Annotated in this window: 24 protein-coding genes and 1 other RNA gene; 19 read left to right on the forward strand and 6 right to left on the reverse strand. The window is 58.7% G+C overall.

The features are described from left to right. Nucleotides 1-26 precede the first annotated feature (26 nt). The 6 genes from RVM24_RS13865 (at nt 27) to RVM24_RS13890 (ending at nt 3,462) form a co-directional block, all read left to right on the forward strand. Nucleotides 27-683, forward strand: coding sequence for an ATP-binding cassette domain-containing protein (locus tag RVM24_RS13865; protein WP_431474235.1), 657 nt, complete (start codon nt 27-29; stop codon nt 681-683). Then, the gene (locus RVM24_RS13870) at nt 680-1,957 is read left to right on the forward strand and encodes an ABC transporter permease (protein WP_431474236.1); all 1,278 of its coding nucleotides are present in this window, start codon (nt 680-682) and stop codon (nt 1,955-1,957) included. The genes RVM24_RS13865 and RVM24_RS13870 overlap by 4 nt, the downstream gene beginning before the upstream one ends. A gap of 119 nt (nt 1,958-2,076) precedes the next feature. Next, nucleotides 2,077-2,283 carry a TIGR02449 family protein gene (locus RVM24_RS13875; RefSeq protein WP_061330711.1) on the forward strand — a complete coding sequence of 69 codons (207 nt, stop codon included), beginning with the start codon at nt 2,077-2,079 and terminating at the stop codon, nt 2,281-2,283. After that, complete coding sequence (locus tag RVM24_RS13880; RefSeq protein ID WP_286921326.1) at nt 2,283-2,579, forward strand: cell division protein ZapA; 297 nt, start codon at nt 2,283-2,285, stop codon at nt 2,577-2,579. Before RVM24_RS13875 ends, RVM24_RS13880 begins: the two co-directional genes overlap by 1 nt. 63 nt (nt 2,580-2,642) lie before the next feature. Continuing rightward, a non-coding RNA gene (gene ssrS / locus RVM24_RS13885) (6S RNA) lies at nt 2,643-2,822 on the forward strand. 4 nt (nt 2,823-2,826) lie between these two features. Beyond that, complete coding sequence (locus RVM24_RS13890) at nt 2,827-3,462, forward strand: 5-formyltetrahydrofolate cyclo-ligase (RefSeq protein ID WP_431474237.1); 636 nt, start codon at nt 2,827-2,829, stop codon at nt 3,460-3,462. On the opposite strand, the gene RVM24_RS13895 is transcribed toward RVM24_RS13890, so the two are convergent. Then, entirely contained in the window at nt 3,444-3,611 is a 168-nt protein-coding gene (locus RVM24_RS13895; protein ID WP_342631225.1) for a hypothetical protein, read from the reverse strand. The genes RVM24_RS13890 and RVM24_RS13895 overlap by 19 nt on opposite strands. A gap of 345 nt (nt 3,612-3,956) precedes the next feature. Next, nucleotides 3,957-5,492 carry a threonine ammonia-lyase, biosynthetic gene (gene ilvA, locus RVM24_RS13900; protein ID WP_431474238.1) on the reverse strand — a complete coding sequence of 512 codons (1,536 nt, stop codon included), beginning with the start codon at nt 5,490-5,492 and terminating at the stop codon, nt 3,957-3,959. A 136-nt stretch (nt 5,493-5,628) separates the two neighbouring features. Between ilvA and rpiA the strand changes: the two genes are divergently transcribed. The 3 genes from rpiA (at nt 5,629) to ppa (ending at nt 8,575) form a co-directional block, all read left to right on the forward strand. Then, entirely contained in the window at nt 5,629-6,309 is a 681-nt protein-coding gene (gene rpiA / locus RVM24_RS13905; RefSeq protein ID WP_431474239.1) for a ribose-5-phosphate isomerase RpiA, read from the forward strand. Nucleotides 6,310-6,450: 141 nt separating this feature from the next. After that, a complete protein-coding gene (locus RVM24_RS13910; RefSeq protein WP_431474240.1) occupies nt 6,451-7,590 on the forward strand; it encodes an acyl-CoA dehydrogenase family protein in 1,140 nt (379 codons plus the stop codon). Nucleotides 7,591-8,047: 457 nt separating this feature from the next. Continuing rightward, nucleotides 8,048-8,575, forward strand: a complete 528-nt coding sequence (gene ppa, locus RVM24_RS13915; protein ID WP_072676227.1) for an inorganic diphosphatase — start codon at nt 8,048-8,050, stop codon at nt 8,573-8,575. A gap of 72 nt (nt 8,576-8,647) precedes the next feature. Here ppa and RVM24_RS13920 read toward each other — a convergent pair whose 3' ends face one another. Next, on the reverse strand, nt 8,648-9,700 hold the full coding sequence (locus tag RVM24_RS13920; RefSeq protein WP_061330718.1) for a DUF2333 family protein: 1,053 nt from the start codon (nt 9,698-9,700) through the stop codon (nt 8,648-8,650). Nucleotides 9,701-9,725: 25 nt separating this feature from the next. Beyond that, a complete protein-coding gene (locus tag RVM24_RS13925; RefSeq protein ID WP_061330719.1) occupies nt 9,726-11,705 on the reverse strand; it encodes an EAL domain-containing protein in 1,980 nt (659 codons plus the stop codon). Between the two features lie 195 nt (nt 11,706-11,900). Here RVM24_RS13925 and RVM24_RS13930 point away from each other — a divergent pair, with 195 nt between their 5' ends. After that, nucleotides 11,901-13,514 carry a diguanylate cyclase gene (locus RVM24_RS13930; protein WP_152439170.1) on the forward strand — a complete coding sequence of 538 codons (1,614 nt, stop codon included), beginning with the start codon at nt 11,901-11,903 and terminating at the stop codon, nt 13,512-13,514. A 10-nt stretch (nt 13,515-13,524) separates the two neighbouring features. Here RVM24_RS13930 and RVM24_RS13935 read toward each other — a convergent pair whose 3' ends face one another. Further along, complete coding sequence (locus tag RVM24_RS13935) at nt 13,525-14,520, reverse strand: DUF6976 family protein (RefSeq protein ID WP_431474241.1); 996 nt, start codon at nt 14,518-14,520, stop codon at nt 13,525-13,527. Further along, nucleotides 14,517-15,449: a hypothetical protein gene (locus tag RVM24_RS13940; protein ID WP_374813793.1), complete on the reverse strand. Its 933-nt coding sequence runs from the start codon at nt 15,447-15,449 to the stop codon at nt 14,517-14,519. The genes RVM24_RS13935 and RVM24_RS13940 overlap by 4 nt, the downstream gene beginning before the upstream one ends. Nucleotides 15,450-15,647: 198 nt before the next feature. On the opposite strand from RVM24_RS13940, the gene aroQ reads away from it, so the two are divergent. The 9 genes from aroQ (at nt 15,648) to purD (ending at nt 24,718) form a co-directional block, all read left to right on the forward strand. Beyond that, nucleotides 15,648-16,088, forward strand: a complete 441-nt coding sequence (gene aroQ / locus RVM24_RS13945; RefSeq protein ID WP_374813791.1) for a type II 3-dehydroquinate dehydratase — start codon at nt 15,648-15,650, stop codon at nt 16,086-16,088. A gap of 27 nt (nt 16,089-16,115) precedes the next feature. Beyond that, nucleotides 16,116-16,580, forward strand: a complete 465-nt coding sequence (gene accB / locus RVM24_RS13950; protein ID WP_106693879.1) for an acetyl-CoA carboxylase biotin carboxyl carrier protein — start codon at nt 16,116-16,118, stop codon at nt 16,578-16,580. An 18-nt stretch (nt 16,581-16,598) separates the two neighbouring features. Continuing rightward, the gene (gene accC / locus RVM24_RS13955) at nt 16,599-17,945 is read left to right on the forward strand and encodes an acetyl-CoA carboxylase biotin carboxylase subunit (protein WP_058092456.1); all 1,347 of its coding nucleotides are present in this window, start codon (nt 16,599-16,601) and stop codon (nt 17,943-17,945) included. Between the two features lie 2 nt (nt 17,946-17,947). Further along, entirely contained in the window at nt 17,948-18,844 is an 897-nt protein-coding gene (gene prmA / locus RVM24_RS13960) for a 50S ribosomal protein L11 methyltransferase (protein ID WP_431474242.1), read from the forward strand. A 107-nt stretch (nt 18,845-18,951) separates the two neighbouring features. Next, on the forward strand, nt 18,952-20,217 hold the full coding sequence (locus RVM24_RS13965) for a DUF3426 domain-containing protein (protein ID WP_431474243.1): 1,266 nt from the start codon (nt 18,952-18,954) through the stop codon (nt 20,215-20,217). A gap of 200 nt (nt 20,218-20,417) precedes the next feature. Beyond that, nucleotides 20,418-21,416 (forward strand): tRNA dihydrouridine synthase DusB, encoded by a 999-nt coding sequence (dusB, locus tag RVM24_RS13970; RefSeq protein ID WP_138435836.1) that lies wholly within the window; start codon nt 20,418-20,420, stop codon nt 21,414-21,416. After that, nucleotides 21,413-21,730, forward strand: a complete 318-nt coding sequence (gene fis / locus RVM24_RS13975) for a DNA-binding transcriptional regulator Fis (protein ID WP_058092452.1) — start codon at nt 21,413-21,415, stop codon at nt 21,728-21,730. The genes dusB and fis overlap by 4 nt, the downstream gene beginning before the upstream one ends. A gap of 101 nt (nt 21,731-21,831) precedes the next feature. Further along, complete coding sequence (gene purH / locus RVM24_RS13980; RefSeq protein WP_431474244.1) at nt 21,832-23,412, forward strand: bifunctional phosphoribosylaminoimidazolecarboxamide formyltransferase/IMP cyclohydrolase; 1,581 nt, start codon at nt 21,832-21,834, stop codon at nt 23,410-23,412. Between the two features lie 22 nt (nt 23,413-23,434). Further along, nucleotides 23,435-24,718: a phosphoribosylamine--glycine ligase gene (gene purD, locus RVM24_RS13985; RefSeq protein ID WP_431474245.1), complete on the forward strand. Its 1,284-nt coding sequence runs from the start codon at nt 23,435-23,437 to the stop codon at nt 24,716-24,718. Nucleotides 24,719-24,755: the final 37 nt, after the last annotated feature.

A 24,755-nucleotide genomic window follows, 5' to 3' on the forward strand; every position in this document is an offset into this window, starting at 1 on the left:
GTTCCAGTATACCGGAACCTGCAATCGTGACACGCCAACTGGCCTTTCGATGGCCCGGCCAGACAACCGCCACGGCCTTTCCCGATATCCGGCTTGCCCAGGGAGAGCATCTGTTCCTGCATGGCCCCAGCGGCACCGGCAAGAGTACTCTGCTGGGATTACTGGCGGGTATGCTGGCCCCGGAGTCGGGCACTATCGAACTTCTGGGACAGCCGATGTCCAGCCTGAAGGCCGGCGCTCGCGACCGGTTCCGGGCAAATCACATGGGCGTGATCTTCCAGCAGTTCAACCTGGTGCCTTACCTGAGCGCGTTGGCCAACGTGACCTTGCCCTGCCGCCTGTCTGCGGTACGCCGCACCCGCACCAGCCCAGACCCTGAGACATCGGCAGCGGACCTGCTCAGGCAGCTGGCGATCCCGGATGACCACTGGCACAAAGGCGTGACCGAACTCTCCGTTGGCCAGCAACAGCGGGTGGCGGCTGCCCGGGCACTGATTGGCGCGCCGGAAGTCATCCTGGCTGATGAGCCAACCTCGGCACTGGATGCCGACAACCGGGACCGTTTTCTGGACCTGCTACTGGCGTTGGCTGAACAGCGGCGCAGCTCGGTTGTCTTTGTCAGCCATGACCGCGCACTGGCCAGCCACTTCCATCACCAACAAGCTTTGGGAGCGACCCCATGAGCAAAGTCACACTTGCCCTCTCCCTAGCTACCGCCAGCCTCTGGTATCGCCGCCGGGTGCTCGCTCTGGTCTGCCTGACACTGACCCTGAGCGTGTCTCTGCTGCTGGGCATCCAGTACCTGCGCACCGAAATCCGCCAGTCTTTCACCAGCACCATCAGCGGAACTGACCTGATTGTCGGCGCCCGGAGTGGCCAGCTTAACCTGCTGCTGTACACGGTGTTTCATATTGGTGATGCCACCAACAACATCCGCTGGTCCAGCTTCCAGAAACTGGAGCAGGATCGCCGCATTGATTGGGCCATCCCCATTTCACTGGGGGACAGCTATCGTGGTTATCGGGTGGTCGCCACCAACGACCAGTTTCTGGCCCGGCTCCAGTTCGGCAACAACCAGTCTCTGGAACTGGCCCAAGGCGAGTGGTTTGACGACCTGTTCGACGTGGTCCTCGGCGCCGGTGTTGCCAGGCAACTCGACCATCACCTCAACGATGAGATCGTGTTGTCTCACGGGGGCGGTCGCACCAGCTTCTCCAATCACACCGACCTGCCCTTCAGGATATCCGGCGTACTTGCCCCAACCGGCACACCAGTGGACCAGGCGGTGTATATTAGCCTGGAGGCCATGGAAGCGATTCATGTAGGCTGGGAATCCGGTGTTGCCATCCCTGGCCGGGGGCTGTCTCCGGACCGAGCCAGAGCCCGGGACTTTACGCCCGACTCCATCACCGCGGCCTTTGTCGGCCTGAGTCAGCCGATTCTCACGTTCCAGGTACAGCGAGAGCTAAACCAGTCCCGCGATGAGCCGTTGTCGGCCATTCTTCCCGGTGTCGCGCTGAGCGAGCTCTGGCGGATGATGGGGCAGTTTGAGAAAGCCCTTCTCGGCATCAGCGCCTTCGTGGTTGTTACCAGCCTGGTCGGCCTGGTGGCCGTCCTGTTGACCCTGCAGGCCCAGCGCCAACGCGAAGTGGCGGTTTTAAGGGCCACAGGCGCATCCCCGGCGCTGATCGCATCACTTTACAGTTTCGAGTGTGTGGTATTGGCCCTCACCGCCTGCCTGCTCGCCCTGATTGTCGGGGCTGGCGCGATTGCCGGCCTGAGCCCCTGGCTGCTGGAGCAGTTCGGCATTCAGATCAGCCTGCGCCCGCTGAAACAGGACGAGTGGCTATTGCTGGCAGCTGTTCCTGTGTCGGCCCTGCTGGTATCACTGGTGCCGGCCACCAGCACCTGGCGAAAGAGCCGGAAACAGGGCTTTGGTGCCGCGAATACAGAATGAACCTGCGCCGAAGGTGAACGCCATCACGGCAATGCGCGCCATGACAATGCGTTAAATTGACCGGTTTGGCGTCGGCACTTATAGTTACTCACACTTACATCACCGTTGTTGGGCACGTCATGGAACAGTCCGAAGTACAGGCATTAGCGGACAAGCTGGACAAGCTGATTGAACGCTGCGAAAAGCTGGAGAAGGATAACGCCCTGTTGCGCGAGCTGCAGGACGACTGGAATCGGGAACGAGCCCAGCTAATGCACAAGAACGATCTTGCCAAAAACAAGATTGAAGCCATGATAGGCCGCCTGAGGGCGCTGGAGCACCACTGATGTCAAAGTCATCAACCACCGTTGAAGTCAGAATACTCGACAAGGAATACCTGGTGGCTTGCCCGCAGGAAGAGCAAGAGGCCTTGCTTCGTGCGGCCCGGCATCTGGACAACAAAATGCGGGAAATCCGCTCCAGCGGCAAAGTGTTCGGAACCGAGCGCATTGCCGTGATGGCCGCCCTGAACATTACTCACGAACTACTGGAGCGCGACACCATGTCTCACGCAACCAGCACTTTGCTCAGAGCCATGGATAACCGGCTGGACGAAGCCCTCGGAGAATCCTCCGGAAACTGATTCCAGAAAGATTCCGGGAAATGGGGTTGCAATCGGCCCCGACCCTGCCCGTATAATGGGATCAACTTCCTGGGCTGTTCGCTGGTCGGGTACGTCCTCGAGCCGATGCGCACTACCCAGGTGGCCACTTCAGGGCATTGTGAGCACGTCCCCCAAGGGGGAAAGCCTAATATGTCACAGCGGCCACCGACCTTGAACTTTGGGTTCAAGGGCTACATCCGATAACGGCAGCCCGGGAAGCTTTATTTTGAGTCAGTTTCACTCCCCCCAACCGTTTGAATCCCATCCGGACACCCTGTCCAGGACGGAGCTCCGCAGGCACCTCAGGCAAAAACGCCGAGCCTTATCCTTCGAACAGCAACAGCAAGCCTCGGAACGACTGGCACTGAACCTTCTGAAGCACCCTGACCTTTACCGTGCCAGGCATATTGGCATCTATCTGCCCAATGATGGCGAGATCGACCCAAGCCTTTTCATCGATCTGGGCCGGCTCAAACGCATCCGATTTTACCTGCCGATTCTGCATCCGGTGTATCCGGGTAAACTGGTGTTCAGTCCGTACTTTGACGGGGTTGAACTGACCGCCAATCGGTTCGGCATTCCGGAGCCGGCGTTTCCACGCTCAAGGCGCAGGCCGGCGTGGGCATTGGATGCGGTGCTGTTTCCGTTAGTCGGTTTTGATGAGCAGGGAGGGAGGCTCGGCATGGGCGGTGGCTTCTATGACCGCACGTTCGCCTTCAGCCGGATAAGGCCGGCCATGGCGCCAAAACTGATAGGGCTGGCCTACGACTTTCAGAAAGTCCGTGAATTACCGATAGAACCCTGGGATGTGCCCCTGCACGGCGTGGTTACGGACCAGCGCTGTTACCGGTTCAGACCTTGATTGACGGGCTGGATAAACCCTACTGCTGGCACAGCTGCCCGGTCGGCACGTTTGTCTTCTGAGGCCTGGATGGAGGTAAAGCCGGTAATGACAAGGCCGACAGCAAAGATGAGCACGATGGCGCGGATGATGTCAGGCTTGTTACCCATTACGTATTTCCCGTTTTTTCTTTGAGTTAATTAGTTGGAAAATCAGCTAGCTATTCTCGGGTCCGAGAATTAGACGAAAGACTAACACGTAACTTCAATTTTACAATTTTTGACTCGTTACAGTTATGTAAGGGTTTTTGCGCCGGTATGCGAGGCCGGAGAATGACGCCCGAAACCGGGCTCCCTGATCTCACGTGGATCACCGAATCAGTGGGTGGATGGGCTTTCCGAAACACGCTCCTTCGGCACATCCATGTGACGCTTGGGCTCCGCCATCCATGGCTCCGCACAGTTTCGTAAAGCCCATCCACCCCCTGATTCTGCTTGGGTGATTTTGCCCGGTTTCTATTTCTGACTTCCGTTACCCGCGCCGAGGAACAACCGGTAGGCTTCGTTGTCGGTCATGTTTTCGTAGCGGAAACCCACCTTCTCCAGCATCTTTTCGAAATCCGGAATCTCATCCTCATTCACCTGTGCTCCCAGCAGCACGCGGCTGTAGGCGGCGCCGTGGTTGCGGTAGTGGAACAGGGAGATGTTCCAGCGGGTGCCGAGGGACATCAGGAATTTCAGCAGGGCGCCCGGGCGTTCGGGGAATTCGAACTGGTACACCACTTCGTTATCCACTGACGGAGCATGGCCGCCGACCATGTGGCGGATGTGTTGTTTGGCCAGGTCGCTGTCGGTGAGGTCGATCACAGAGTAGCCGTTTTCGCGGAGTTCCTGCACCAGGTCTTCCCGGCCGTGGCCGCCGGCCTGGATCTGGATACCGACGAAGATGGTGGCGTCGTCAGAGTCCGAATAGCGGTAGTTGAATTCGGTGATGCTGCGCTTGTGCAAGGCGTTGATAAAGGTCTTGAAGGCACCCGGGCGTTCCGGGATGGTGACCGCCAGGATGGCCTCGCGCTTCTCACCGATTTCGGTGCGCTCTGAAATGTAACGCAAACGGTCGAAATTCATGTTGGCGCCGCTGAGCGTGGCGATCAGGTTTTCGTTTTCGATCTGCTCACGCTCGATGTATTTCTTGATGCCGGCAACACCTAAAGCCCCGGCGGGCTCGGCGATGGAGCGGGTGTCTTCGAACACATCCTTAATGGCTGCGCAGATTTCGTCGGTAGAGACGGTGATCACCTCATCCACGTAATCCTTGCAGATTTCCCAGGGGTATTTGCCAATCTGCTTGACCGCCACACCGTCAGCAAAGATGCCCACTTCGTCCAGCACTACCCGCTTGCCAGCTTTCATGGCCGCTTGCAGGCAGTTGGAGTCTTCCGGCTCCACCCCGATCACCTTGATTTCCGGGCGCAGGTATTTGATGTAGGCGGCCATCCCGGCAATCAGGCCACCGCCGCCCACGCAGATAAAGATGGCGTGGATGGGCTGGCTGAACTGCCACATGATTTCCATGGCGACGGTGCCCTGGCCGGCAATCACATCCGGGTCGTCGTAGGGCGGGATGTAGGTGTAGCCATGTTTCTTGATCAGTTCCTGGGCATGGGCCGCGGCTTCATCAAAAGCATCGCCTTTGAGCACTACCCGGGCACCGTGGTCCCTCACCGAGCGCACTTTGATCTCCGGGGTGGTCTGGGGCATCACGATCACTGCCTTGATACCCAGCTTCTTGGCCGCCAACGCCACGCCCTGGGCATGGTTGCCAGCGGAGGCACAAATCACCCCTTTGGCTTTCTGCTCTTCAGAGAGCTGGGCAATCCGGTTGTAGGCGCCGCGAATCTTGAAGGAAAACACCGGCTGAAGGTCTTCACGCTTGAGCAGAATATTGTTGCCAAAGCGCTTGGAGAGGCTACGGGCTTCAGTCAGGGGTGTTTCAATGGCGACGTCATAGACCCGCGCATCGAGAATCTTCTTGATGTAGCGTTGCGGCATGATGGTTCCGGTTGCTGGTGGTGATTGGCTTGGAAAAACCTACAGTGTAGAAACTTTGCACGGCAGCCGTCTATAAGCAGAGACACTGGGCGCGTATAATGCGTGAAAAATCATCTTTTTTCTCCCGGAGCCCACCATGACGCAGGACGAACTCAAACAAGCCGTTGCCAAAGCAGCCGTGGACTACATTGCCCCGAAACTGGAACGCAGCAGCATTGTCGGCGTGGGCACTGGCAGCACCGCCAACTTTTTTATCGACTTCCTGGCCCAGTACAAAGATGAATTCGACGGCGCCGTGGCAAGCTCCGAAGCCACCGCAGAACGCCTTAAAAAGCACGGTATTGAAGTCTATGACCTGAACAGCGTCAGTGAGATGGAGTTTTATGTCGACGGTGCCGACGAAACCAACGCCAACCTGGAGCTGATCAAAGGCGGCGGCGCCGCGCTGACCCGGGAAAAAATCGTAGCGGCGGTAGCCAAAACCTTCATTTGCATCGCTGATGGCTCGAAAATGGTGGACATCCTTGGCGACTTCCCGCTGCCGGTGGAAGTCATCCCCATGGCACGCAGCCATGTTGGCCGGGAAATCGTCAAGCTGGGCGGTGATCCCGTGTACCGTGACGGTGTTACCACAGACAACGGCAACATCATCATCGACGTCCACAACCTGGATATCTCCCGCCCGATCCAGATAGAAGAAAAACTGAACAACATCGTGGGCGTGGTCACCAACGGCCTGTTCGCCCGCCGCCCGGCGGACCTGTTGTTGCTGGGCACCAGCGAGGGCGTGAAGCGTATCTCCCGTAACGGCGCCTGACAGGCCACGGACTACCTGCGAAAGCTGGCCAATCGGGCCAGTTTTTTTGTACCCAGAGAAATGCAAACCAAGCGCTTGCTTGGTGACGGAGATTGCGCGACACTCGTCCCATCGAATAACAAGTACACCGGGAGCGAATCCGTGTCTGACTACTTCAACGAAACTCACGAACAGGTGCGCCAGACCGCGCGCAAATTCATCGAAACCCACGTACGCCCTTACATAGACGACTGGGAAGAAGCCGGCGAATTCCCCCGGGAAATCTACCAGCTCGCAGGCGACGCAGGGCTTCTGGGCATTGGCTTCCCTGAGGCTCTGGGCGGCATCGCTGAAGGCGACATTTTTATGAAAGTGGCGGTTTCCGAGGAACTGATGCGTTCCACCTCCGGTGGCTTTGTGGCCAGCATCGGCTCCCTGGATATTGGCCTGCCGCCGGTGGCCAAGTGGGCGAAGCAGGAAATTCGGGAACAAATCGCACCGCCGGTACTACGCGGCGAGAAAATTGCTGCGCTCGCCGTTACCGAACCCGGTGGCGGCTCCGACGTGGCGAACCTGAAGACCCGTGCGGTAAAAGATGGTGATCACTACATCGTCAACGGCAGCAAAACGTTCATCACCAGCGGTATCCGCGCCGATCACTACACGGTGGCTGTGCGCACCGGGGGCGAAGGCCACGCTGGCATCAGCCTGCTGCTGATCGACCGCGACACACCGGGCTTCTCCACCGGCAAGAAACTCAAGAAAATGGGCTGGTGGGCCAGCGACACCGCCGAGCTTTTCTTCGAAGACTGCCGGGTACCGGCAGACCGCCTGATCGGCGCCGAAAACGCCGGCTTTATCGCCATTATGAGCAATTTCCTGGCCGAACGCCTGAGCCTGTCCGTCATGGCCTACATGACCGCCCAACTGGCCTACGAGGCGGCCCTGGATTACACCAAACAACGCCAGGCCTTCGGCCGCAACATCGCCGGCTTCCAGGTCACCCGCCACAAGCTGGTGGACATGGCGACGCAGATCGACATCGCTCGGGAATACACCTACCGCTGCGCCGCGCTGATGCAGACCGGCAAGAACCCGATCAAACAGGTGGCCATGGCCAAGAATTTCTCGGTGGATGTGTGCGAAAAGGTTACCCGCGAAGCGGTACAGCTGTTCGGTGGCATGGGCTATATGCGGGAATCCGTGGTAGAGCGGCTGTATCGGGATGCCAAGCTTCTGTCTATTGGCGGCGGCACCACGGAAATCATGAAGGAGCTGATTGCCAAACAGATCAGGCTTTAATCGTCGGAGTTAGGGGCGTACCAGGAAGCTTTCCAAAACACGCTCCTTCGGCACGTCCATGTGGCGCTTGGGCTCCGCCATCCATGGCTCCGCACAGTTTTGGAAAGCTCCCTGGTACGCCCCTTGCTGAACTTAGTGCGAGCTACCAACCACATTCGCAGAGACTTTGGGCGTCGGTGAGGTGGGCCTTCCCAAAACGCTTGAGGGCCGGAAGCGCCCGCAAAGGTTCGGACGACCATCAGGCAGCACTTGCCGAAAACGTGGAGCGCCATGGATGGCGCGACCGAGCCCTACAGGGATGTATTCACGGGCGTTTTTCGGAAAGTGCTGCCTGATGGTTGTATGCACCACAGTCAACGACCAAGGTTTAGTTTCGAATGGCAAGAGACTTCCGTATAATTGCGCCCACTTTTTGAACGCAGTTAAACGCACCTCAACGTAGCAGGAAGGATCGCACATGCAATTCGACAACATCCCCGCTGGCAAGAACCCGCCAGAAGACATCTACGTAGCCATCGAGATCCCGGCTAACAGCTCCCCGGTCAAGTACGAGCTGGACAAAGACATGGGCGCCCTGCTGGTTGACCGGTTCATGGCCACCCCCATGTTCTACCCGGCCAACTACGGTTTCATCCCCCACACCCTGGCTGATGACGGCGATCCCATCGATGTGCTGGTTGTTACCCCTTACCCCATTCAGGCCGGCTGCGTTATTCGCTGTCGCCCGGTAGGCGTGCTGAACATGGAAGACGAGGCCGGTGGTGATGCCAAGCTGGTTGCGGTACCCCACGACAAGCTGACCACCACCTACCACGATGTCAAAGAGATCGACGACCTGCCGGAGCTGCTGCGCAACCAGATCCGTCACTTCTTCGAGAACTACAAGACACTGGAACCCGGCAAGTGGGTGAAGGTACAGGGCTGGGGCAACGCCGCCGAAGCCAAAAAAGCCATTGAAGATGCGGTTAACGCCTACAAAGGCTGATCGCACTTCGGGTAAAAAAAGCCGGGCAGTCATCACGACTGCCCGGCTTTTTTGTGCGCGAGATCCGGACTCTTAGCCCCTGGACAGCAGATCCCGCATATCACTGATGGCCGCGTTCGCCCGCGACAGATAGGCCGCCATGGTGAGTGAGTGATTCGCCAGCACCCCGAAGCCGCTGCCGTTCAGAATCACCGGGCTCCACATGGGCTGTTGCGTGCCCTCAAGCTCAATAATGATCTGCTTCACGCTGGCCATGGCATTCTTGTCCTGCAACACCTTGCGGAAATCCACCTCAATGGCCTTGAAGATGTGCAGCAATGCCCAGGCGCTGCCCCGGGCCTCATAGAAAACGTCATCAATCTTGGTCCAGGGCGTTTTCACGTCATCACCACCGGTGTCTTCCGCCAGCGGATCATCCGGGTTCAGGTTAGCCAGGGCTTCCGAAACCGAGGCTTTCCCAACACTCTCGCTGAGCGTTCGTGACAGGCTGCCCAACCGGGTTTCAAGGTCGGCCAGCCAGTTATTGAGGTTGTCAGCACGGGCAAAGAACTGGGCGTTAGGCTGCTCCGGGTGAGACAGCCGGTCCAGGTACCGTTTCAGCGCATTGATGCCCCGGCGGTACTCCCGCTCCGTGGAGGGAATGGCCCAGCTACCGCTGTCAAAATGAAACTGCGGCTCGGCGATGATCAGGTCCGCGTCTTCAGCAGACTGGCTCTGGGAGCGGCTGATGTCCTTACGCATAGCTCTGGACAGATCCCGCAACTGCACCAGCACACCAAACTCCCAGTTGGGCATGTTGTCCATCCACAACCCGGGTGGGAAGATATCGTTGGAAATGTAGCCACCGGGTTTGTCCAGCAAGGTTTCGGCAATCTTGATCATCGTGGCCGTGGTGGCAAAACCGGTCACCGGCTCCCGGCCCATGTCACTGGCGAGGGCACGGGTGTGCTCTCGCACAGAAAAGGTATCTGGCTCACTGCTCCAGTACATACCAAGAATGGTGGTTACAAGCAGATATACCAACAGGATCGCCAGAACAAACTTGCCAATGACACCGTTGCCTCCGGTGTAATCCTGCATATCGTCTTTCTTGTCCCTGAAGTACTGTGTGATTTTGCCCGGCATAAGGCTGCAAGTCTCCCGTCAGTTGTCAATCAGCGGCAAATGGCCTGCCAAGATGGTATCCCATGGCTCCATCAATACCCAGTTTACAGAGTACCGAGTATTCTGCTGCCGTTTCCACTCCTGTCGCAAAAACCTTCACGCCCCGGCTGCGCGCAATGGCCAGCACGGACTCCAGCCAGAAACGATTTTCATCATGGCTGTCCAGGTTATGGATGAAGCTGTTATCGATACGCATGGCCCGGAACGGCAGATTCTTCAGGTAGCTGAACGGCACGCCCCCCACCCCGAAACGATCCACCAGAACCGGCACCCCGAGCCGGACGAGCTCTCGAACCAGTGTGCTGACATCCTTGCGGTGATGGTGAATGGTCTGCTCGGCCACACCAACCCAAAGACGACTAACCAGAGGCCCTGCCTGCCCAAGACTCGCCAGCAAATCACTCCGGAACTCCGGGTCAGCAACAGACGCACTCCCCAGGGATACCGCCAGGCGCTCCCCTGGATGGCTCGCCAGGCGCTCCAGAACCCGCTCGATCAGCAGCCGGTCAATGTCCTTGATTAGCCCAAGGCGCTCGGCCACAGGTACAAACAAACCTGCCTTGAGAACCCCTTCAGGACTGTTGATACGGGAAAACACCTGATAGTGAACCACCGACTGTTCACCGCCCTGCACCATGGGCTGTAACCACAGCGACAAACTGCGGTCACGTATCGCCTGGCTGATGATCACCCGCCAGGTTTCCATGTTGTGGTGGTTCTCCAGGCCGGTTTCGGACAGCCAGCAGCAGGATTCATCCCGCTGCTGGGCCGCCACCAAGGCCTCATCGGCAGCTGCCAGCAGGTCCCGGCTACCCAGCCCTTCGGCCGTCACAGCAAGCCCCGCATGCACGATGGTATCCATCGGTGCGGCATGATCCGCATAAAGCCCGTCAAGTTCCGCCACCAGTTCTTCCGCCCATACCCGGACATCTGCCGCGGATGCGCCGGGCAGGAAAACCGCGAATTCGGCCCCGGTCCTGCGCCCGGCGAAAGATTCAGTGTGCCGTTTAACAAAGCGCTGCAGACAGCCTGCAATCTGCTTCAGGAGCAGGTCGCCCTCGCTGCGGCCATAGGCCCTGTTGTAGTCAACGAAAAAGCCGAGCTGGATCATAATCAACACGCCCGGGGCAGCCTTTTCCTCGGATTCAAGTTCAGCCCGCAGTCGCTGATCAAAGGCACTCCGACTGGCCAGGCCGGTCACGGGATCTTCGTTGTTCACCTTGCGCAAATGCTGGATCAGCTTGCCTTGCCCCTCAAACAACTGGCCGAGGTCATCCGCCATCTGATTCATGGCTTCGGTAACCTGGTTCAGTTCCCGGGTTGACTTGATGTCGACCCGTTTCCGAAAATCCCGCTGCCCCAAAGCCCTGGCCTGAGCTTCCAACGCTTTCAGCGGGCTGAGTATTCGCCCCAGCAACAGGTGCAGGACGACCAAACCGGCACCGCCGATGGCCAGCACGCCCACCAACAGGCCCACGGTAATGCGCCAGAGGTCGTCGTAAGCCCGGCCCGGATGACTGACCACACGAACCTTGCCCAGACGGCTCCAGCCACGCACGACTTCGGCCTCAGCCATTGGCCGCGGCAGGGAGGTCAAACGGATAAACCAGCCAGGAGCGGCAGTACCCTGAAGCGGCTTTCTTCTGCCCGCAATCAGGCTGTCACTGTGATCAAGGTATTCCACGGACAAGTACCGGCCGCTGTCGAACACGGCATCAATCAGCGACGCAGCGGCCACCGGATCTGAGCCATCAATGGCATTCGACAAGGATAAGCCCGTGGCCGTGGCGCCGTCCCGGGCATGATCACCGAGCTGATCGGCTACGTAGCCCCGAAAATAGCCGAAACTGGTGATGAACGCCGCCGTGAGAATGAGCACCAGCAAGCCACCGGTAAACACCAGTAATAGCCCCTGAAGCGTAATCACGCCGTGCTGCTGATCTCTCTTTCCAAGCATCCCCGCCATAGCTGCTGGGGCTCCGGTCCGATAATTGGTTTGATGAGTGTCTGTGACCTGTACCGCAGAGTTGACAAACATTTACATAGCGCAACCTACGCCGACAACATTAAACACTATAGACTCTGCAAAAGGACTAAGGTTAAAAAGTTAGTCCTGCCGGATCGGACCATCAAAAAATGAAAACAGACAGGCCGGAGCACAATGAACGACGAAAGCCAGAAAGAAAAACTCAGGCAGCATTTCGCCCGCCGTGTGACCACCCAGGCCAGGGTGGTTCTGGATACCTGGCAGAAGATTCGCGAAGACAGGGATCAAGCCGCGGTTTACCGCGATGAGCTGGTCTCGGCAACGGACAAGCTGGTCCGCTATGCCAAACGGTTCGAAATGGAGAGCCATGCCGCCGCTGCGGAGCACATCCTGGGACTGCTTGAGCACTGGCACCAGAGCTCCCCCCTTGAGGATGACCAGGCACGACAACTGGAAGATGCCACCGAGACTCTGCGCCATTGCACCCAACGCCGTACCGACCAGGAAACCTCCGACACGCCCCAGCAATACCGACGCACACCGGTTTACATTGCGCTGTCCAACGGTGAAATGGCCGCCCGCCTGATCCGCCAGCTGGAATTTTTCGGGTTCCGGGCCTCCGCGTTCAGCAGTGCCTCTGACCTGATTGAAGCCTGCGCCCTGAGCAAGCCGGAAACCATCCTCATGGATGTCAACTTTGGCGGCGACACCAACAGTGGTATTGCCACTGTGGAGCAGCTACAGGAGCAGCACGACACGCCCATACCGATCATCTTCATGAGCGATGAAGACGGCAGCATTGAAACCCGCCTGCGAGCATCCCGGTGTGGCGGCGAGGAGTTTTTCTACCCGGCGGTGGACCCCGGGCAGCTGATCGAAAAGATCGAAACCTACACCCACGGCAATACGGTCGAGCCCTACAAGGTGCTGGTTCTGGATGACTCCCGGGCCCAGGCCAAATACATGGAAACGGTGCTGAAGAAGGCGGGCATGACCGCCCACATCATCACCGATCCGATGCAGATTATTCACGCCCTGGAAGAGTTTTCGCCGGAAATCATCATTCTGGACATGTACATGCCCGGCTGCACTGGTATGGAGATCGCCCGGGTGATCCGTCAGCAGGATCGCTTCCACAGTGTTCCCATCATTTACCTGTCCGCGGAAGAAGACGTCAGCAAGCAGCTGCACGCCATGAGCCTGGGGGGCGACGACTTCCTGACCAAGCCCATCGATCCCAAGCACCTGATTGCCACCCTGCACAACCGTGGCCGCCGGGCCCGGTCATTACTGGCACTGATGATTCGCGACAGCCTCACCGGACTGTATAACCACACCCATACCCTGCATCTGCTGGAGCAGGAAATCGTGCGGGCCCGGCAGAAAGACCAACCCCTGTGTTTCGCCATGCTCGACATCGATTACTTCAAAAAGGTAAACGACACCTTTGGCCATCCCATTGGCGACCGGGTGCTGCGAAGCCTGTCGATGTTCCTCAAACAGCGACTGCGAAAATCCGATCACATCGGTCGTTATGGTGGTGAGGAATTTGCGATCATTCTGCCCAACACACGGCCCGGTGACGCCCGCAACGTGTTGAATGAAATCCGCGAGCGCTTCTCCGAGCTGGTACAGCCGGCCGGCGACCGGGAATTTAACGTCACCTTCAGTTGCGGCATCTCCGCCTGGCAGGGTGACAGCGCCCAGTCCCTGTGCGAGCGCGCAGACCGGGCGCTTTACACGTCCAAGGAGCATGGGCGCAACTGCGTTACCACTGCAGAGGACTAAATCCCGGACATCAGGCAGCGGGCTCCACAGTCAGAAATACCGCTGTCTGATTCAGCAGCTGATAGGCCACTTCACCGAAGGTAATCGGCCCCGTCAGCTCGGCGGTAGTCCGACCTTCCAGCTCCGAGTATAGGTAGTTGAGGATACAGTTACAGCCAAACACCAGATTACCGGCATGGTCAGGCATGGCGGCGAGGAACGCGGTCGGGTAGTCTTCCACCGGCCGCGCGAAACGATAACTCTCCCCCTCGAAGACCGGTGCATAAAGGTTTACCACGCCGGCCTGCTCGTCGACGGACTGAATGCTTACGTTGACCATTGCGCCACAGTAGTCCGCCACCAACGGCAGCTGCTGCTGACCGCTTTCGCGTAACACAAGATCGGCGAAGTTGTGAGGCTGGCCATCCACACGGCACCGACCTACCGCACGACTCGTTGCCTCGAACGTCAGCTCAGGGCCGGTGCCTGCTTCAAACAGATTGACGATATGAACAACCGCGGAGAGGCTGTCATCCAGAGGCACATGGAGCACCACCGCCCGGTCACTGAAACACTCCCCGCTCCGACCATCAAAAACAACCGCTTTACCCTGAGCCAGCTCATCGAGATGCACACCAGAGACCCAGCCTACAATCGGTTTCAGGTACATGTCGGGAAACTCCGGCGCATGGTGCGCATAGGCTTCCAACACCTTACTACCGGCAGGCAAAATTATGATCGAATAGCCATTCTCAGGGGCATCTTCCAGAACATTGCGCAGCGTGATTTCGTCGTAGTGGTGCACGCTGGCGTCCCCGTCACCGAGATCTTGCACAAACAGCCTGTCGCGGCAACACTGGCCACCATCGCCAGTCATGAAGTATGGCGTGCTCCCTCCTACCCAGGTACCCCGAGGCAGAGTGGCCAATAACGCCTCATCACCAGCAATGGCCAAAGCCCTTCCCGCCTTGATCAGCTCGGCTGCCTCCGTTGGGGTCATCATCCCCGCCTGCGTGGTTTTGCTCACGAGTCTATCCCCTCAGCGCTCTCTCGAAATGTCGCCAACTGGGCGATTTCATGACCAAGCTGTTTTTCGTGCTTGATAAAAAATCGTCTGAGCGTGTTCACCCTGAGAATCTTCGCATCGTGACTGGTCAGGCCCGAAAACTCCTGCCGACTCCGGGCCAGCAGTAGCTTGAGACTCAGAAGGCGAATATCCATCGGTGTGTCAGAGGCCAATAAATTGAACCATACGGGATCACCGGTCGGCGGAATAACCTGCCGGGCAGCACCCGGCGAAGCACTTTCAGCCAAAGCACCTTCAAAGCCATGATCGGTACCATGCACGCCTTCGCTTATGGCATGGCGTATTTGCCAGGCAAGGTAAACGTCAATGTCGAGCAACCTGCACACTTGTCGATACCCCAGCCCGGCATTCAGACACTCAATCACCTTCTGGGCCAGACCATGCGTATAGTCATCACCCGCAGGGCCAAGAAACGGTACCGCCTCTGGCGACTCTGTGCCCTGCTCCGGCAAACTGGCATGAATGTAGGTTTTCAAAGGGCCCACGTTGGCATGCCGCCAGCACGATTTTGGCTGTACAAATGCCGGCCGACCAAACCAGGACTTTCCGGTTCTGAGGTAGGCATGAAGCTCCCGACGCTGCGCATCCACTTTGATGCGGTCCACAACCCACGGTTCTTTCAATTCAAGTAACTGACGGCAGATCTCGGTGTCTCGCACGATACCTCCCTGGAAATCCCTATGCCTTGAAACACCCAGTCTGGCAGCATACTCCCGGGCCAGACAGCCAACTATCGCATCAATCGGCCGGGACTTAAGACCCAAGCCTACTGGGCACAAAAAGTACTGAACCTGAACGTATCGCTCAGACATCACCTCGTGCCCGCCGGTTTGTCGGCGCTGCATGAAACCAATGTCGAATACCGACACGGCCCACCTTCATCGACAATGATTGTCATCAACGAAATGTCATCGCGTACACGGCGATTGCTGTGTAACCTTTTTAAGACCAATGTACGACAGGCAAGATTGTCAAAAAGTGTTGATCTGAGGCTAACAAGTACGCACCATTGAGGTAACGTGCCGTTATCTTCGGCGATCCTGTAAAACACCAAGGCAGACAGAACCATGTCGACCATACTTGTGCTCCATGGCCCCAACCTCAACATGCTCGGCACCCGGGAGCCCGAGGTCTATGGCTATGAAACACTGGCCGATATTGACGACCGCTTGCACCAGAAAGCGGCCAAGCAAGGTCACCACCTGCTGCATTTGCAATCCAATGCAGAGTACGAATTGATTGAACGGGTACATGAGGCCCGGGGTGAGGGCGTGGATTTTATCATTATCAATCCTGCCGCCTTTACCCATACCAGTGTCGCCCTGCGGGACGCCATGCTGGCCTCCGGCATACCGTTTATAGAAGTGCATTTATCAAATGTGCATGCGCGGGAACCTTTCCGCCATCACTCCTATTTTTCAGATATCGCCGAAGGGGTTATCTGCGGGCTGGGCAGCCAGGGCTACGACCTTGCCCTGCAGGCTGCACTGCAACGAATTCACCGATAGACCAGAGACAACGGGACTGGAACAGTTATGGATATTCGTAAAATCAAGAAACTGATTGAACTGCTCGAGGAGTCAGACGTCGAGGAGCTGGAGATTCACGAGGGTGACGATTCAGTTCGTATATCGCGCCGTCGGGAACAGGCCTCCGGTGGCCATTACGTGAGCCACTACTCAGCACCCGCGCCCCAGGCTCCGGCACCGACCCCAGCACCCGAGGCAGCGCCGGCTGAACAAACCTCTGCGCCAGCTGCCATCAATGGCCATGCAGTGAAATCTCCGATGGTGGGCACCTTCTACCGCTCACCGTCCCCGAGCGCTGCAGCGTTTGTCGAAGTTGGCCAGAAGGTAAACGTTGGTGATGTCATCTGCATTGTGGAAGCCATGAAGATGATGAACCAGATCGAGGCTGACAAGGCCGGCACCATCACCGAAATCCTGGTCGAGAATGGCCAGCCGGTGGAGTTTGACCAGCCCCTGGTCGTCATTTCCTGAATTCGGTGATTGTTAACCATGGCCATGTTAGAAAAAGTTCTGATCGCAAACCGCGGTGAAATCGCCCTGCGAATCCTCCGCGCCTGCAAAGAGCTGGGCATCAAGACGGTAGCCGTGCACTCACAGGTCGATCGCGACCTTATGCACGTTCGTCTCGCCGACGAAACCGTCTGCATCGGTCCCAACAGCGCGACGGAAAGCTACCTGAACATCCCGACCATCATCAGCGCTGCAGAAGTAACGGACTCCGTAGGCATTCACCCGGGTTACGGCTTCCTGGCTGAAAACGCCGACTTTGCTGAGCAGGTCGAGAAAAGCGGCTTTCGCTTTATCGGACCAAGAGCGGAAACCATCCGCCTGATGGGCAACAAGGTATCCGCCATTGAAGCCATGAAGAAGGCCGGCGTACCCACCGTGCCCGGCTCTGACGGTCCGCTGACGGACGACGACGAGCGCACCCTCCAGGTGGCTCGCCAGATCGGCTACCCGGTAATGATCAAGGCCGCTTCCGGTGGTGGTGGTCGTGGCATGCAGGTGGTGCATTCCGAGGCTGCATTGCTGAAGGCAGTACAAATCACCCAGAGCGAAGCCAAGAACGCTTTTGGCGATCCGACCGTCTACCTGGAAAAATTCCTCGAAACACCACGCCATGTGGAGATTCAGGTACTGGCGGACATGCACGGCAACGTGATCCATTTGGGCGACCGGGACTGCTCCATGCAGCGCCGGAACCAGAAAGTCATCGAGGAAGCCCCGGCCCCGAATGTTGACCCGGTATCCCGGGAACGCACGCTCAAGGCCTGCGTCGACGCCTGTAAGGAAATCGGCTACGTGGGTGCCGGCACCTTTGAGTTCCTGTACCAGGACGGCGAGTTCTATTTCATCGAGATGAACACCCGGGTACAGGTTGAGCACCCGGTCTCCGAGATGGTGACCGGTGTTGATATCGTCCGTGAGCAGCTGCGCATTGCCAGCGGACTGCCGCTGCAATACAGCCAGGACGAAATCCACATCTCTGGCCACGCCATCGAATGCCGGATCAACGCCGAAGACCCGCAAACCTTCGTGCCCAGCCCCGGCAAGGTCAAACATTTCCATGCTCCCGGTGGCAATGGCATTCGTGTCGACTCCCATCTGTACAGCGGCTACACGGTACCGCCGTACTACGATTCCCTGGTGGCCAAACTGATCACCTGGGGCGACGACCGGGAGATTGCCCGCCGGCGCATGAAGAACGCGCTGGACGAAATGCTGGTCGAGGGCATCAAGACCAACCAACCCCTGCATCGAAAACTGGTACGCGATGGTGGCTTTAAACAGGTAGACTTCACCATCCACTACCTTGAGAAACTGATGCGGGATTAACCATGCCCTGGATACAACTCCAGATTCCAGCTGATCCGGACACCGCGGATCAGCTGGAAGACCTGTTAATGGAAATGGGCGCAGACGCCGTTTCCATGGAAGACGCAGCCGACCAGCCCCTGTACGAGCCCGACCCGGGCACCACACCCCTTTGGAGCCAGACCACGGTTACCGGCCTGTTCCAGTCTGACCGCAACACCGAGCAACTCCTGGCGGATATCCGCGACGCCTGGCATCAGAAAACCCAGCAGTCCCTGCCCGAAATCGACGTTACCCTGGTAGAAGACAAAGACTGGGAACGGGCCTGGATGGACGATTTCCATCCCCTGCAGTTTGGTAAGCGCCTGTGGATTGTCCCCAGCTGGCACGAGGCGCCAGACCCGGACGCGGCCAACCTGCTGCTGGACCCGGGCCTGGCCTTCGGCACCGGCACCCACCCGACCACTGCCCTGTGCCTGGAATGGCTCGACGGCCAGGATGTCGCGGGCAAACAAGTTACGGACTACGGCTGCGGTTCCGGCATCCTGGGCCTGGCCGCACTGCTACTCGGCGCGGACCATGTGATTGGCGTGGATACTGATCCGCAGGCGCTGGAAGCCAGCCGGGACAATGCCCGTCGGAACGGCGTGGAAGACAACCGCCTGGATCTCTACCTGCCCGGCAAGGATCCGGACACCCGAGCCGACATCATGCTGGCCAACATCCTGGCCCAACCGCTCATCGGCCTGGCTCCGAGACTGGCGGAACTGACCAGGCCCGGCGGGGATCTGGTATTGTCCGGCATCCTGTTCAATCAGGCCCGGGAGGTGATGGACGCCTACGAGCCCTGGTTCACCATGGACGAGCCGGAACAGAAAGAAGACTGGATACGCCTCACAGGACGGCGCAAGGACGGATGACGAGCCCGGGCTTTACGACTAAACTGCCTCCTTTGTAGTGACCGATGTAGTGATAGATCAATGATCGAGAATCGATCTATCCGCGATCAAGCTTTCAGGAACGAAGCATGACCCAAAGCAGCCTGCAGACTCAGTGCCCTAATTGCGAAACCCGTTTCCGGGTGACTGACGAACAACTCAGTATCGCCGGGGGAAAAGTCCGTTGTGGCAGCTGCCTGAAAGTTTTCAACGCCATTGAGCACCAGGTCGTCAAATCCACCGGCAGCGCTGCACCAGCCGCCACAGGTGGCAAAGCAGCAGGGGAAACCCCTCCTCCGCCCGCAGACACCCACGCAGGGCACGATGAAGAAGACTTTATCTTTGCCGACAACCCGGAAGAAGATGCCACAGAAGGTCGCTATGCCGGCAGCAAGCTGACGTTTTCCGATGACGAACTGAGCGACAGTTTCCGCTCATTTGATGAACCGGAAGAGTCCGGCTACCACGATGACGACCTGACCCCGGAAAAGCAGGACGTTGACGAAAGCTGGGCGGAAGCCATGCTGGCGGACGATCAACCGGCATGGGCGCCGGAAGCACCGGCCGAACCTGAACCACAAACACCAGAACCGGAAAACAAACCTGAGCCGGATCTGCAGCTGACACCCCAGGATTCGCCATCATCCGGGGCACCTGACGCCGCCGACAGCCAAGAAACACCCGAGCCGCCAGCGCCAGGCAAAAGCAAGTCAGCCAGTCCTGCAACCGCTCCCGAAGAGCTTACGCTGGCGGCAACCGATGACGACCGGCCTGCGGCCCCGAAAGAACCGGCACGCAAGGCTGATCAGGCGCCCGACACCCTGTATCGGGACCTGCGCCGCGACCCGGTATCGATTGGCCAGGGCCGCAGTCGCCTGAGAACCGCCCTGTGGACGCTCGTCGTTGTAGCCTTACTGGGCGCGCTGGTTGCCCAGGTAACCTGGTTCCAGTTTGATCGGCTGTCTGCCATTCCCCAGCTCCGGCCATTCTACGAGAAAGGCTGTGAACTGGCGGGCTGCCAGCTGAAACCGCTGATCAACGTAGAAGCCATCCAAAGCAGGAAACTGGTAGTCCGGACCGACCCGGACAACCGCACCCAGCTGATTGTCGACGCCGTCATCATTAACCGGGCCACCTTCGAACAGCCGTTCCCGGCCATCGCCCTGACCTTTTCCAACCTTAACGGCGATGTGGTTGCGCAAAGCACCTTTACCCCGGCGGAATATCTTGCCGGTGAAGCGGAATCTCTCGGCGCCATGCCCTCTGAGACCCCGGTACGGATTGCGATCAGTATCCGCGATCCGGGCCGCGACGCGGTCAATTACAACCTGAGCTTTCGGCCCTGGACACCCTGATGAGGGGCCGGGGCGACAGTTGACAGCGCAAAAGTCAACCAAAAAGCACGAAAAATAATCAATTTTTTCAGCACTTTTCCCCTTCAATCAGCCCCCCTCCGGCGGTATCATTACCGCCCTTCGGAGACTGAAGCGGTCATAATTTAACCAGCCGCTTCTGGCCGAATCTTGCTTAAATCGCTGTGACACGGACTCAGATCATGCTGCCGACGGCAAAAATCGGGCCGTATACCCTGCCCAACCCATTGATAGTTGCACCCATGGCCGGTGTAACCGATCGACCCTTCCGGCAGCTTTGCCGGCGGATGGGAGCGGGCCTGGCAGTATCAGAAATGGTCATAGCAGACAGCAAACTCTGGCATACGCGGAAATCCCAGACTCGCCTGAACCATCAGGGCGAACCGGAACCCCGGTCTGTTCAGATTGCCGGTGGCGATCCGGACATGCTGGCCGATGCGGCGCGGCAGAATGCCGCCTTCGGGGCCCAGATTATTGATATCAACATGGGCTGCCCTGCCAAGAAGGTCTGCAACAAGGCGGCAGGCTCCGCCCTGATGAAAGACGAAAAGCTGGTCAGGGCCATTCTGGAAGCAGTGGCCAGCGCCGTGGACATTCCGGTCACGTTGAAAATGCGCACCGGTTGGGATCAGGACAACCGGAACGCGCCGGTGATTGCAAGAATGGCCGAAGACGCAGGCATCCAGGCCATCGCGGTTCACGGTCGCACCCGTGCAGATAAATACAACGGCGACGCGGAATACGACACCATCGCAGAGGTGAAGGCCAGCGTCGGCATTCCAGTCTTTGCCAACGGCGACATCACCACGCCAGAGAAAGCCCGGCAAGTGCTGACGCACACCGGCGCAGATGGTTTGCTGATCGGCCGTGGTGCACAGGGGCGGCCCTGGATCTTCCGGGAGATCCTGCACTACCTGGAAACCGGTGAACACCTGCCAGAACCACCCCTGAATGAGGTGGAGCAGATCCTGTCAGAGCACCTGGCAGAGCTGCACGGCTTTTATGGCGAGAAAATGGGCGTGCGAATCGCCAGAAAACACGTGGGCTGGTACCTGCAGTCCCACGACCAGAGCAAACAGTTCCGCAAACGCTTCAACGCCATCGACGATGCGCTGGAGCAGAAAGACAGCATCGAACAGTATTTTTCAGGCTTACGAAATGGAGAGGTATTCGCAGCATGACCGCTGAGACTTTGGCAAACGACACCCTGAGCACACCGGCAAACGATGATCTGCATCAGTTGCATACGGTAAACAACAGCGGCAACACCGTCACCCTGCGTGACAGCGTGGAAGTGGCCCTGAAGAACTACTTCGCGCAGCTGGATGGCGCGCCGGTTTCCGACGTCTACCAGCTGGTGTTGTCGGAAGTGGAAGCCCCGCTGCTGGAGCAGGTGATGAAATACACCCGCAACAACCAGACCAAGGCTTCGACCATGCTCGGTCTCAATCGCGGCACCCTGCGCAAGAAACTCAAGCAGTACGGTCTGCTATAATCAGACTTGTCCCTGAAGGGCCTCCCGGATGCGTTCGCGAGGCCCTTGTTCTTTATATCCAGGCTATCCCCGGCTTATCTGAACAGCGAAGAAAGTGACCCATGGCAAACCAGGCTAACACCCCCGTCCGTCGCGCCCTGATCAGCGTGAGTGATAAAACCGGCATCGTCGATTTTGGCCGTGCCCTGACTGAACGCGGCGTTGAGCTGCTCTCCACTGGCGGCACATTCCGCCTGCTCAAGGAAAACAACGTACCGGTCACTGAAGTGTCCGACTACACCGGTTTCCCGGAAATGATGGACGGCCGGGTAAAAACCCTGCACCCGAAGATCCACGGTGGCATTTTGGGCCGTCGCGGTACCGATGATGCCATCATGGGCGAGCACGGCATTAACCCCATCGACATGGTGGTGGTGAACCTGTACCCGTTTGAAGACACCGTGGCCAATCCGGATTGCGATCTGGCCACCGCCATTGAGAACATCGACATCGGCGGCCCCACCATGGTCCGTGCTGCGGCCAAGAACCACAACGATGTCGCCATCGTAGTCAACGCTTCCGACTACAGCCGGGTGCTGAAAGAGCTCGACAGCAACGATGGCCTGCTCAGCTACAACACACGCTTCGACCTGGCGGTAAAGGCCTTCGAACACACCGCCGGTTACGACGGTGCCATCGCCAACTACCTGGGTGGCCGCACCCCGGACAACGACAACGCCGACTTCCCCCGCACCTTCAACGCCCAGTTCGTGAAGGTCCAGGATATGCGCTACGGTGAAAACCCGCACCAGCGTGCCGCTTTCTATGCCGAACGCAACCCGAAGGAAGCCTGCATCGCCACGGCCAAGCAGCTGCAGGGCAAGGAACTGAGCTACAACAACGTGGCCGACACCGACGCCGCCCTGGAATGCGTGAAGCCCTTCGCCGATCCGGCCTGCGTGATCGTCAAGCACGCCAACCCCTGTGGCGTGGCCATCGGTACCGATATTCTGCAGGCCTATGACCTGGCCTTTGCTACCGACCCCACCTCGGCGTTCGGCGGCATCATCGCCTTTAACCGGGAACTGGACGCGGCCACTGCCAAGGCCATTGTGGACCGCCAATTCGTGGAAGTCATCATCGCCCCGAGCGTGGCGCCGGAAGCGGTTGAGATTGTCGCTGCCAAAAAGAACGTACGCCTGCTGGCCTGTGGTGAGTTCGACGGCGAGCGCGCCCAGACCATGGACTACAAGCGCGTAACCGGCGGCCTGCTGGTGCAGGACCGTGACCTGGGCATGGTCGCCATGGAAGACGTGAAAGTGGTCACCGAGCGCCAGCCCAGCGAAGAAGAGCTGAACGACCTGCTGTTCGCCTGGGAAGTGGCCAAGTACGTGAAATCCAACGCCATCGTCTACGCCAAGGCCGGCCGTACCATCGGCGTGGGCGCGGGCCAGATGAGCCGCGTGTACAGCGCCAAGATCGCCGGCATCAAGGCCGCCGACGAAAACCTGAAAGTGAAGGGTTCGGTGATGGCCTCGGATGCCTTCTTCCCGTTCCGCGATGGCATTGATGCCGCCGCCGAAGCCGGTATTACCGCCGTGATCCAGCCCGGCGGCTCCATGCGCGACCAGGAAGTGATTGACGCTGCCAACGAACACGGCATCGCGATGGTCTTCACCGGCATGCGCCATTTCCGTCACTGATCAAAGAATTCAGGAGCAACACATGAACATTCTGGTTATTGGCAGTGGCGGGCGCGAACACGCCCTGGCCTGGAAAGCCGCGCAATCCCCCCTGGCAGACAAAGTCTTCGTAGCGCCCGGTAACGCCGGCACCGCCCGGGAACCGAACCTGGACAACGTCGACCTGGACGTGATGGACCTGGACGGCTTGGCCAACTTCGCCGAGCAGAACAATGTGGGCCTGACCATCGTCGGCCCGGAAGCCCCGCTGGTGGCCGGCGTGGTGGACAAGTTTGAAGCACGGGGCCTGCGCATTTTCGGGCCGAGCGCCGGCGCGGCCCAGTTGGAAGGCTCCAAGGCCTTCACCAAGGACTTCCTGGCCCGCCAGAAGATCCCGACCGCCGACTACGCCAACTTCACTGACGTCGATGAGGCCCTCGCCTACGTGCGGGAAAAAGGCGCACCGATTGTGGTCAAAGCCGACGGCCTGGCCGCCGGTAAAGGCGTGATTGTCGCCATGACCCTGGCCGAAGCCGAAGATGCCATCCGCGACATGCTCGCAGGCAACGCCTTTGGCGATGCCGGCAGCCGCGTAGTGGTGGAAGAATTCCTGGACGGCGAAGAAGCCTCTTTCATCGTGATGGTCGACGGCAAGAACGTGCTGGCCATGGCCACCTCCCAGGATCACAAGCGGGTGGGCGACGGCGACACCGGCCCCAACACCGGCGGCATGGGTGCCTACTCTCCGGCCCCGGTGGTTACAGCTGATGTACACCAGCGCATCATGGACAAGGTGATCTACCCCACCGTCAACGGCATGGCCGCTGAAGGTCACCCTTACAAGGGTTTCCTGTACGCCGGTCTGATGATCGACACCAATGGCGCTCCCAAGGTGATCGAGTTCAACTGCCGGTTCGGTGACCCGGAAACCCAGCCGATCATGCTGCGCATGAAGTCGGACCTGGTGGAACTGTGCCAGGCCGCCGTGGATGGCAAACTGGACCAGTGCGATTCCGAGTGGGACGACCGCGCCTCTGTAGGCATTGTGCTGGCGGCCGGCGGTTATCCTGCCGACTACAGCAAGGGAGACGTGATCTCTGGCCTGCCGGAAGGTGAAACCGAAGGCGAGAAAGTCTTCCACGCCGGTACCAAGCTGAGTGGTGACGATGTGGTGACTGCCGGTGGCCGGGTGCTGTGCGCCACCGCTTTGGGCAACACGGTGACCGAAGCCCAGCAGCGTGCTTACCAGCTGGCGAAGACCATCAGCTGGAACGGCATGTTCTACCGGAACGACATTGCCTACCGGGCCATTGCCCGGGAACAGTAGAGCTGCCTGCTAGCGAATCACAACCCGGCCCCGCGCC

Origin of the sequence: Marinobacter sp. KM021 (assembly GCF_050707965.1) — a bacterium.
Taxonomy (GTDB): Bacteria; Pseudomonadota; Gammaproteobacteria; order Pseudomonadales; family Oleiphilaceae; genus Marinobacter; species Marinobacter shengliensis.

Coding starts and splice junctions, on each gene's coding strand:
- RVM24_RS13870 (WP_431474236.1), top strand. CDS start 680: ATGAGCAAAGTCACACTTGCCCTCTCCCTAGCTACCGCCAGCCTCTGG.
- RVM24_RS13875 (WP_061330711.1), top strand. CDS start 2,077: ATGGAACAGTCCGAAGTACAGGCATTAGCGGACAAGCTGGACAAGCTG.
- RVM24_RS13880 (WP_286921326.1), top strand. CDS start 2,283: ATGTCAAAGTCATCAACCACCGTTGAAGTCAGAATACTCGACAAGGAA.
- RVM24_RS13895 (WP_342631225.1), bottom strand. CDS start 3,611: ATGGGTAACAAGCCTGACATCATCCGCGCCATCGTGCTCATCTTTGCT.
- ilvA (WP_431474238.1), bottom strand. CDS start 5,492: ATGCCGCAACGCTACATCAAGAAGATTCTCGATGCGCGGGTCTATGAC.
- rpiA (WP_431474239.1), top strand. CDS start 5,629: ATGACGCAGGACGAACTCAAACAAGCCGTTGCCAAAGCAGCCGTGGAC.
- ppa (WP_072676227.1), top strand. CDS start 8,048: ATGCAATTCGACAACATCCCCGCTGGCAAGAACCCGCCAGAAGACATC.
- RVM24_RS13920 (WP_061330718.1), bottom strand. CDS start 9,700: ATGCCGGGCAAAATCACACAGTACTTCAGGGACAAGAAAGACGATATG.
- RVM24_RS13925 (WP_061330719.1), bottom strand. CDS start 11,705: ATGGCGGGGATGCTTGGAAAGAGAGATCAGCAGCACGGCGTGATTACG.
- RVM24_RS13930 (WP_152439170.1), top strand. CDS start 11,901: ATGAACGACGAAAGCCAGAAAGAAAAACTCAGGCAGCATTTCGCCCGC.
- aroQ (WP_374813791.1), top strand. CDS start 15,648: ATGTCGACCATACTTGTGCTCCATGGCCCCAACCTCAACATGCTCGGC.
- accB (WP_106693879.1), top strand. CDS start 16,116: ATGGATATTCGTAAAATCAAGAAACTGATTGAACTGCTCGAGGAGTCA.
- accC (WP_058092456.1), top strand. CDS start 16,599: ATGGCCATGTTAGAAAAAGTTCTGATCGCAAACCGCGGTGAAATCGCC.
- prmA (WP_431474242.1), top strand. CDS start 17,948: ATGCCCTGGATACAACTCCAGATTCCAGCTGATCCGGACACCGCGGAT.
- RVM24_RS13965 (WP_431474243.1), top strand. CDS start 18,952: ATGACCCAAAGCAGCCTGCAGACTCAGTGCCCTAATTGCGAAACCCGT.
- dusB (WP_138435836.1), top strand. CDS start 20,418: ATGCTGCCGACGGCAAAAATCGGGCCGTATACCCTGCCCAACCCATTG.
- fis (WP_058092452.1), top strand. CDS start 21,413: ATGACCGCTGAGACTTTGGCAAACGACACCCTGAGCACACCGGCAAAC.
- purH (WP_431474244.1), top strand. CDS start 21,832: ATGGCAAACCAGGCTAACACCCCCGTCCGTCGCGCCCTGATCAGCGTG.
- purD (WP_431474245.1), top strand. CDS start 23,435: ATGAACATTCTGGTTATTGGCAGTGGCGGGCGCGAACACGCCCTGGCC.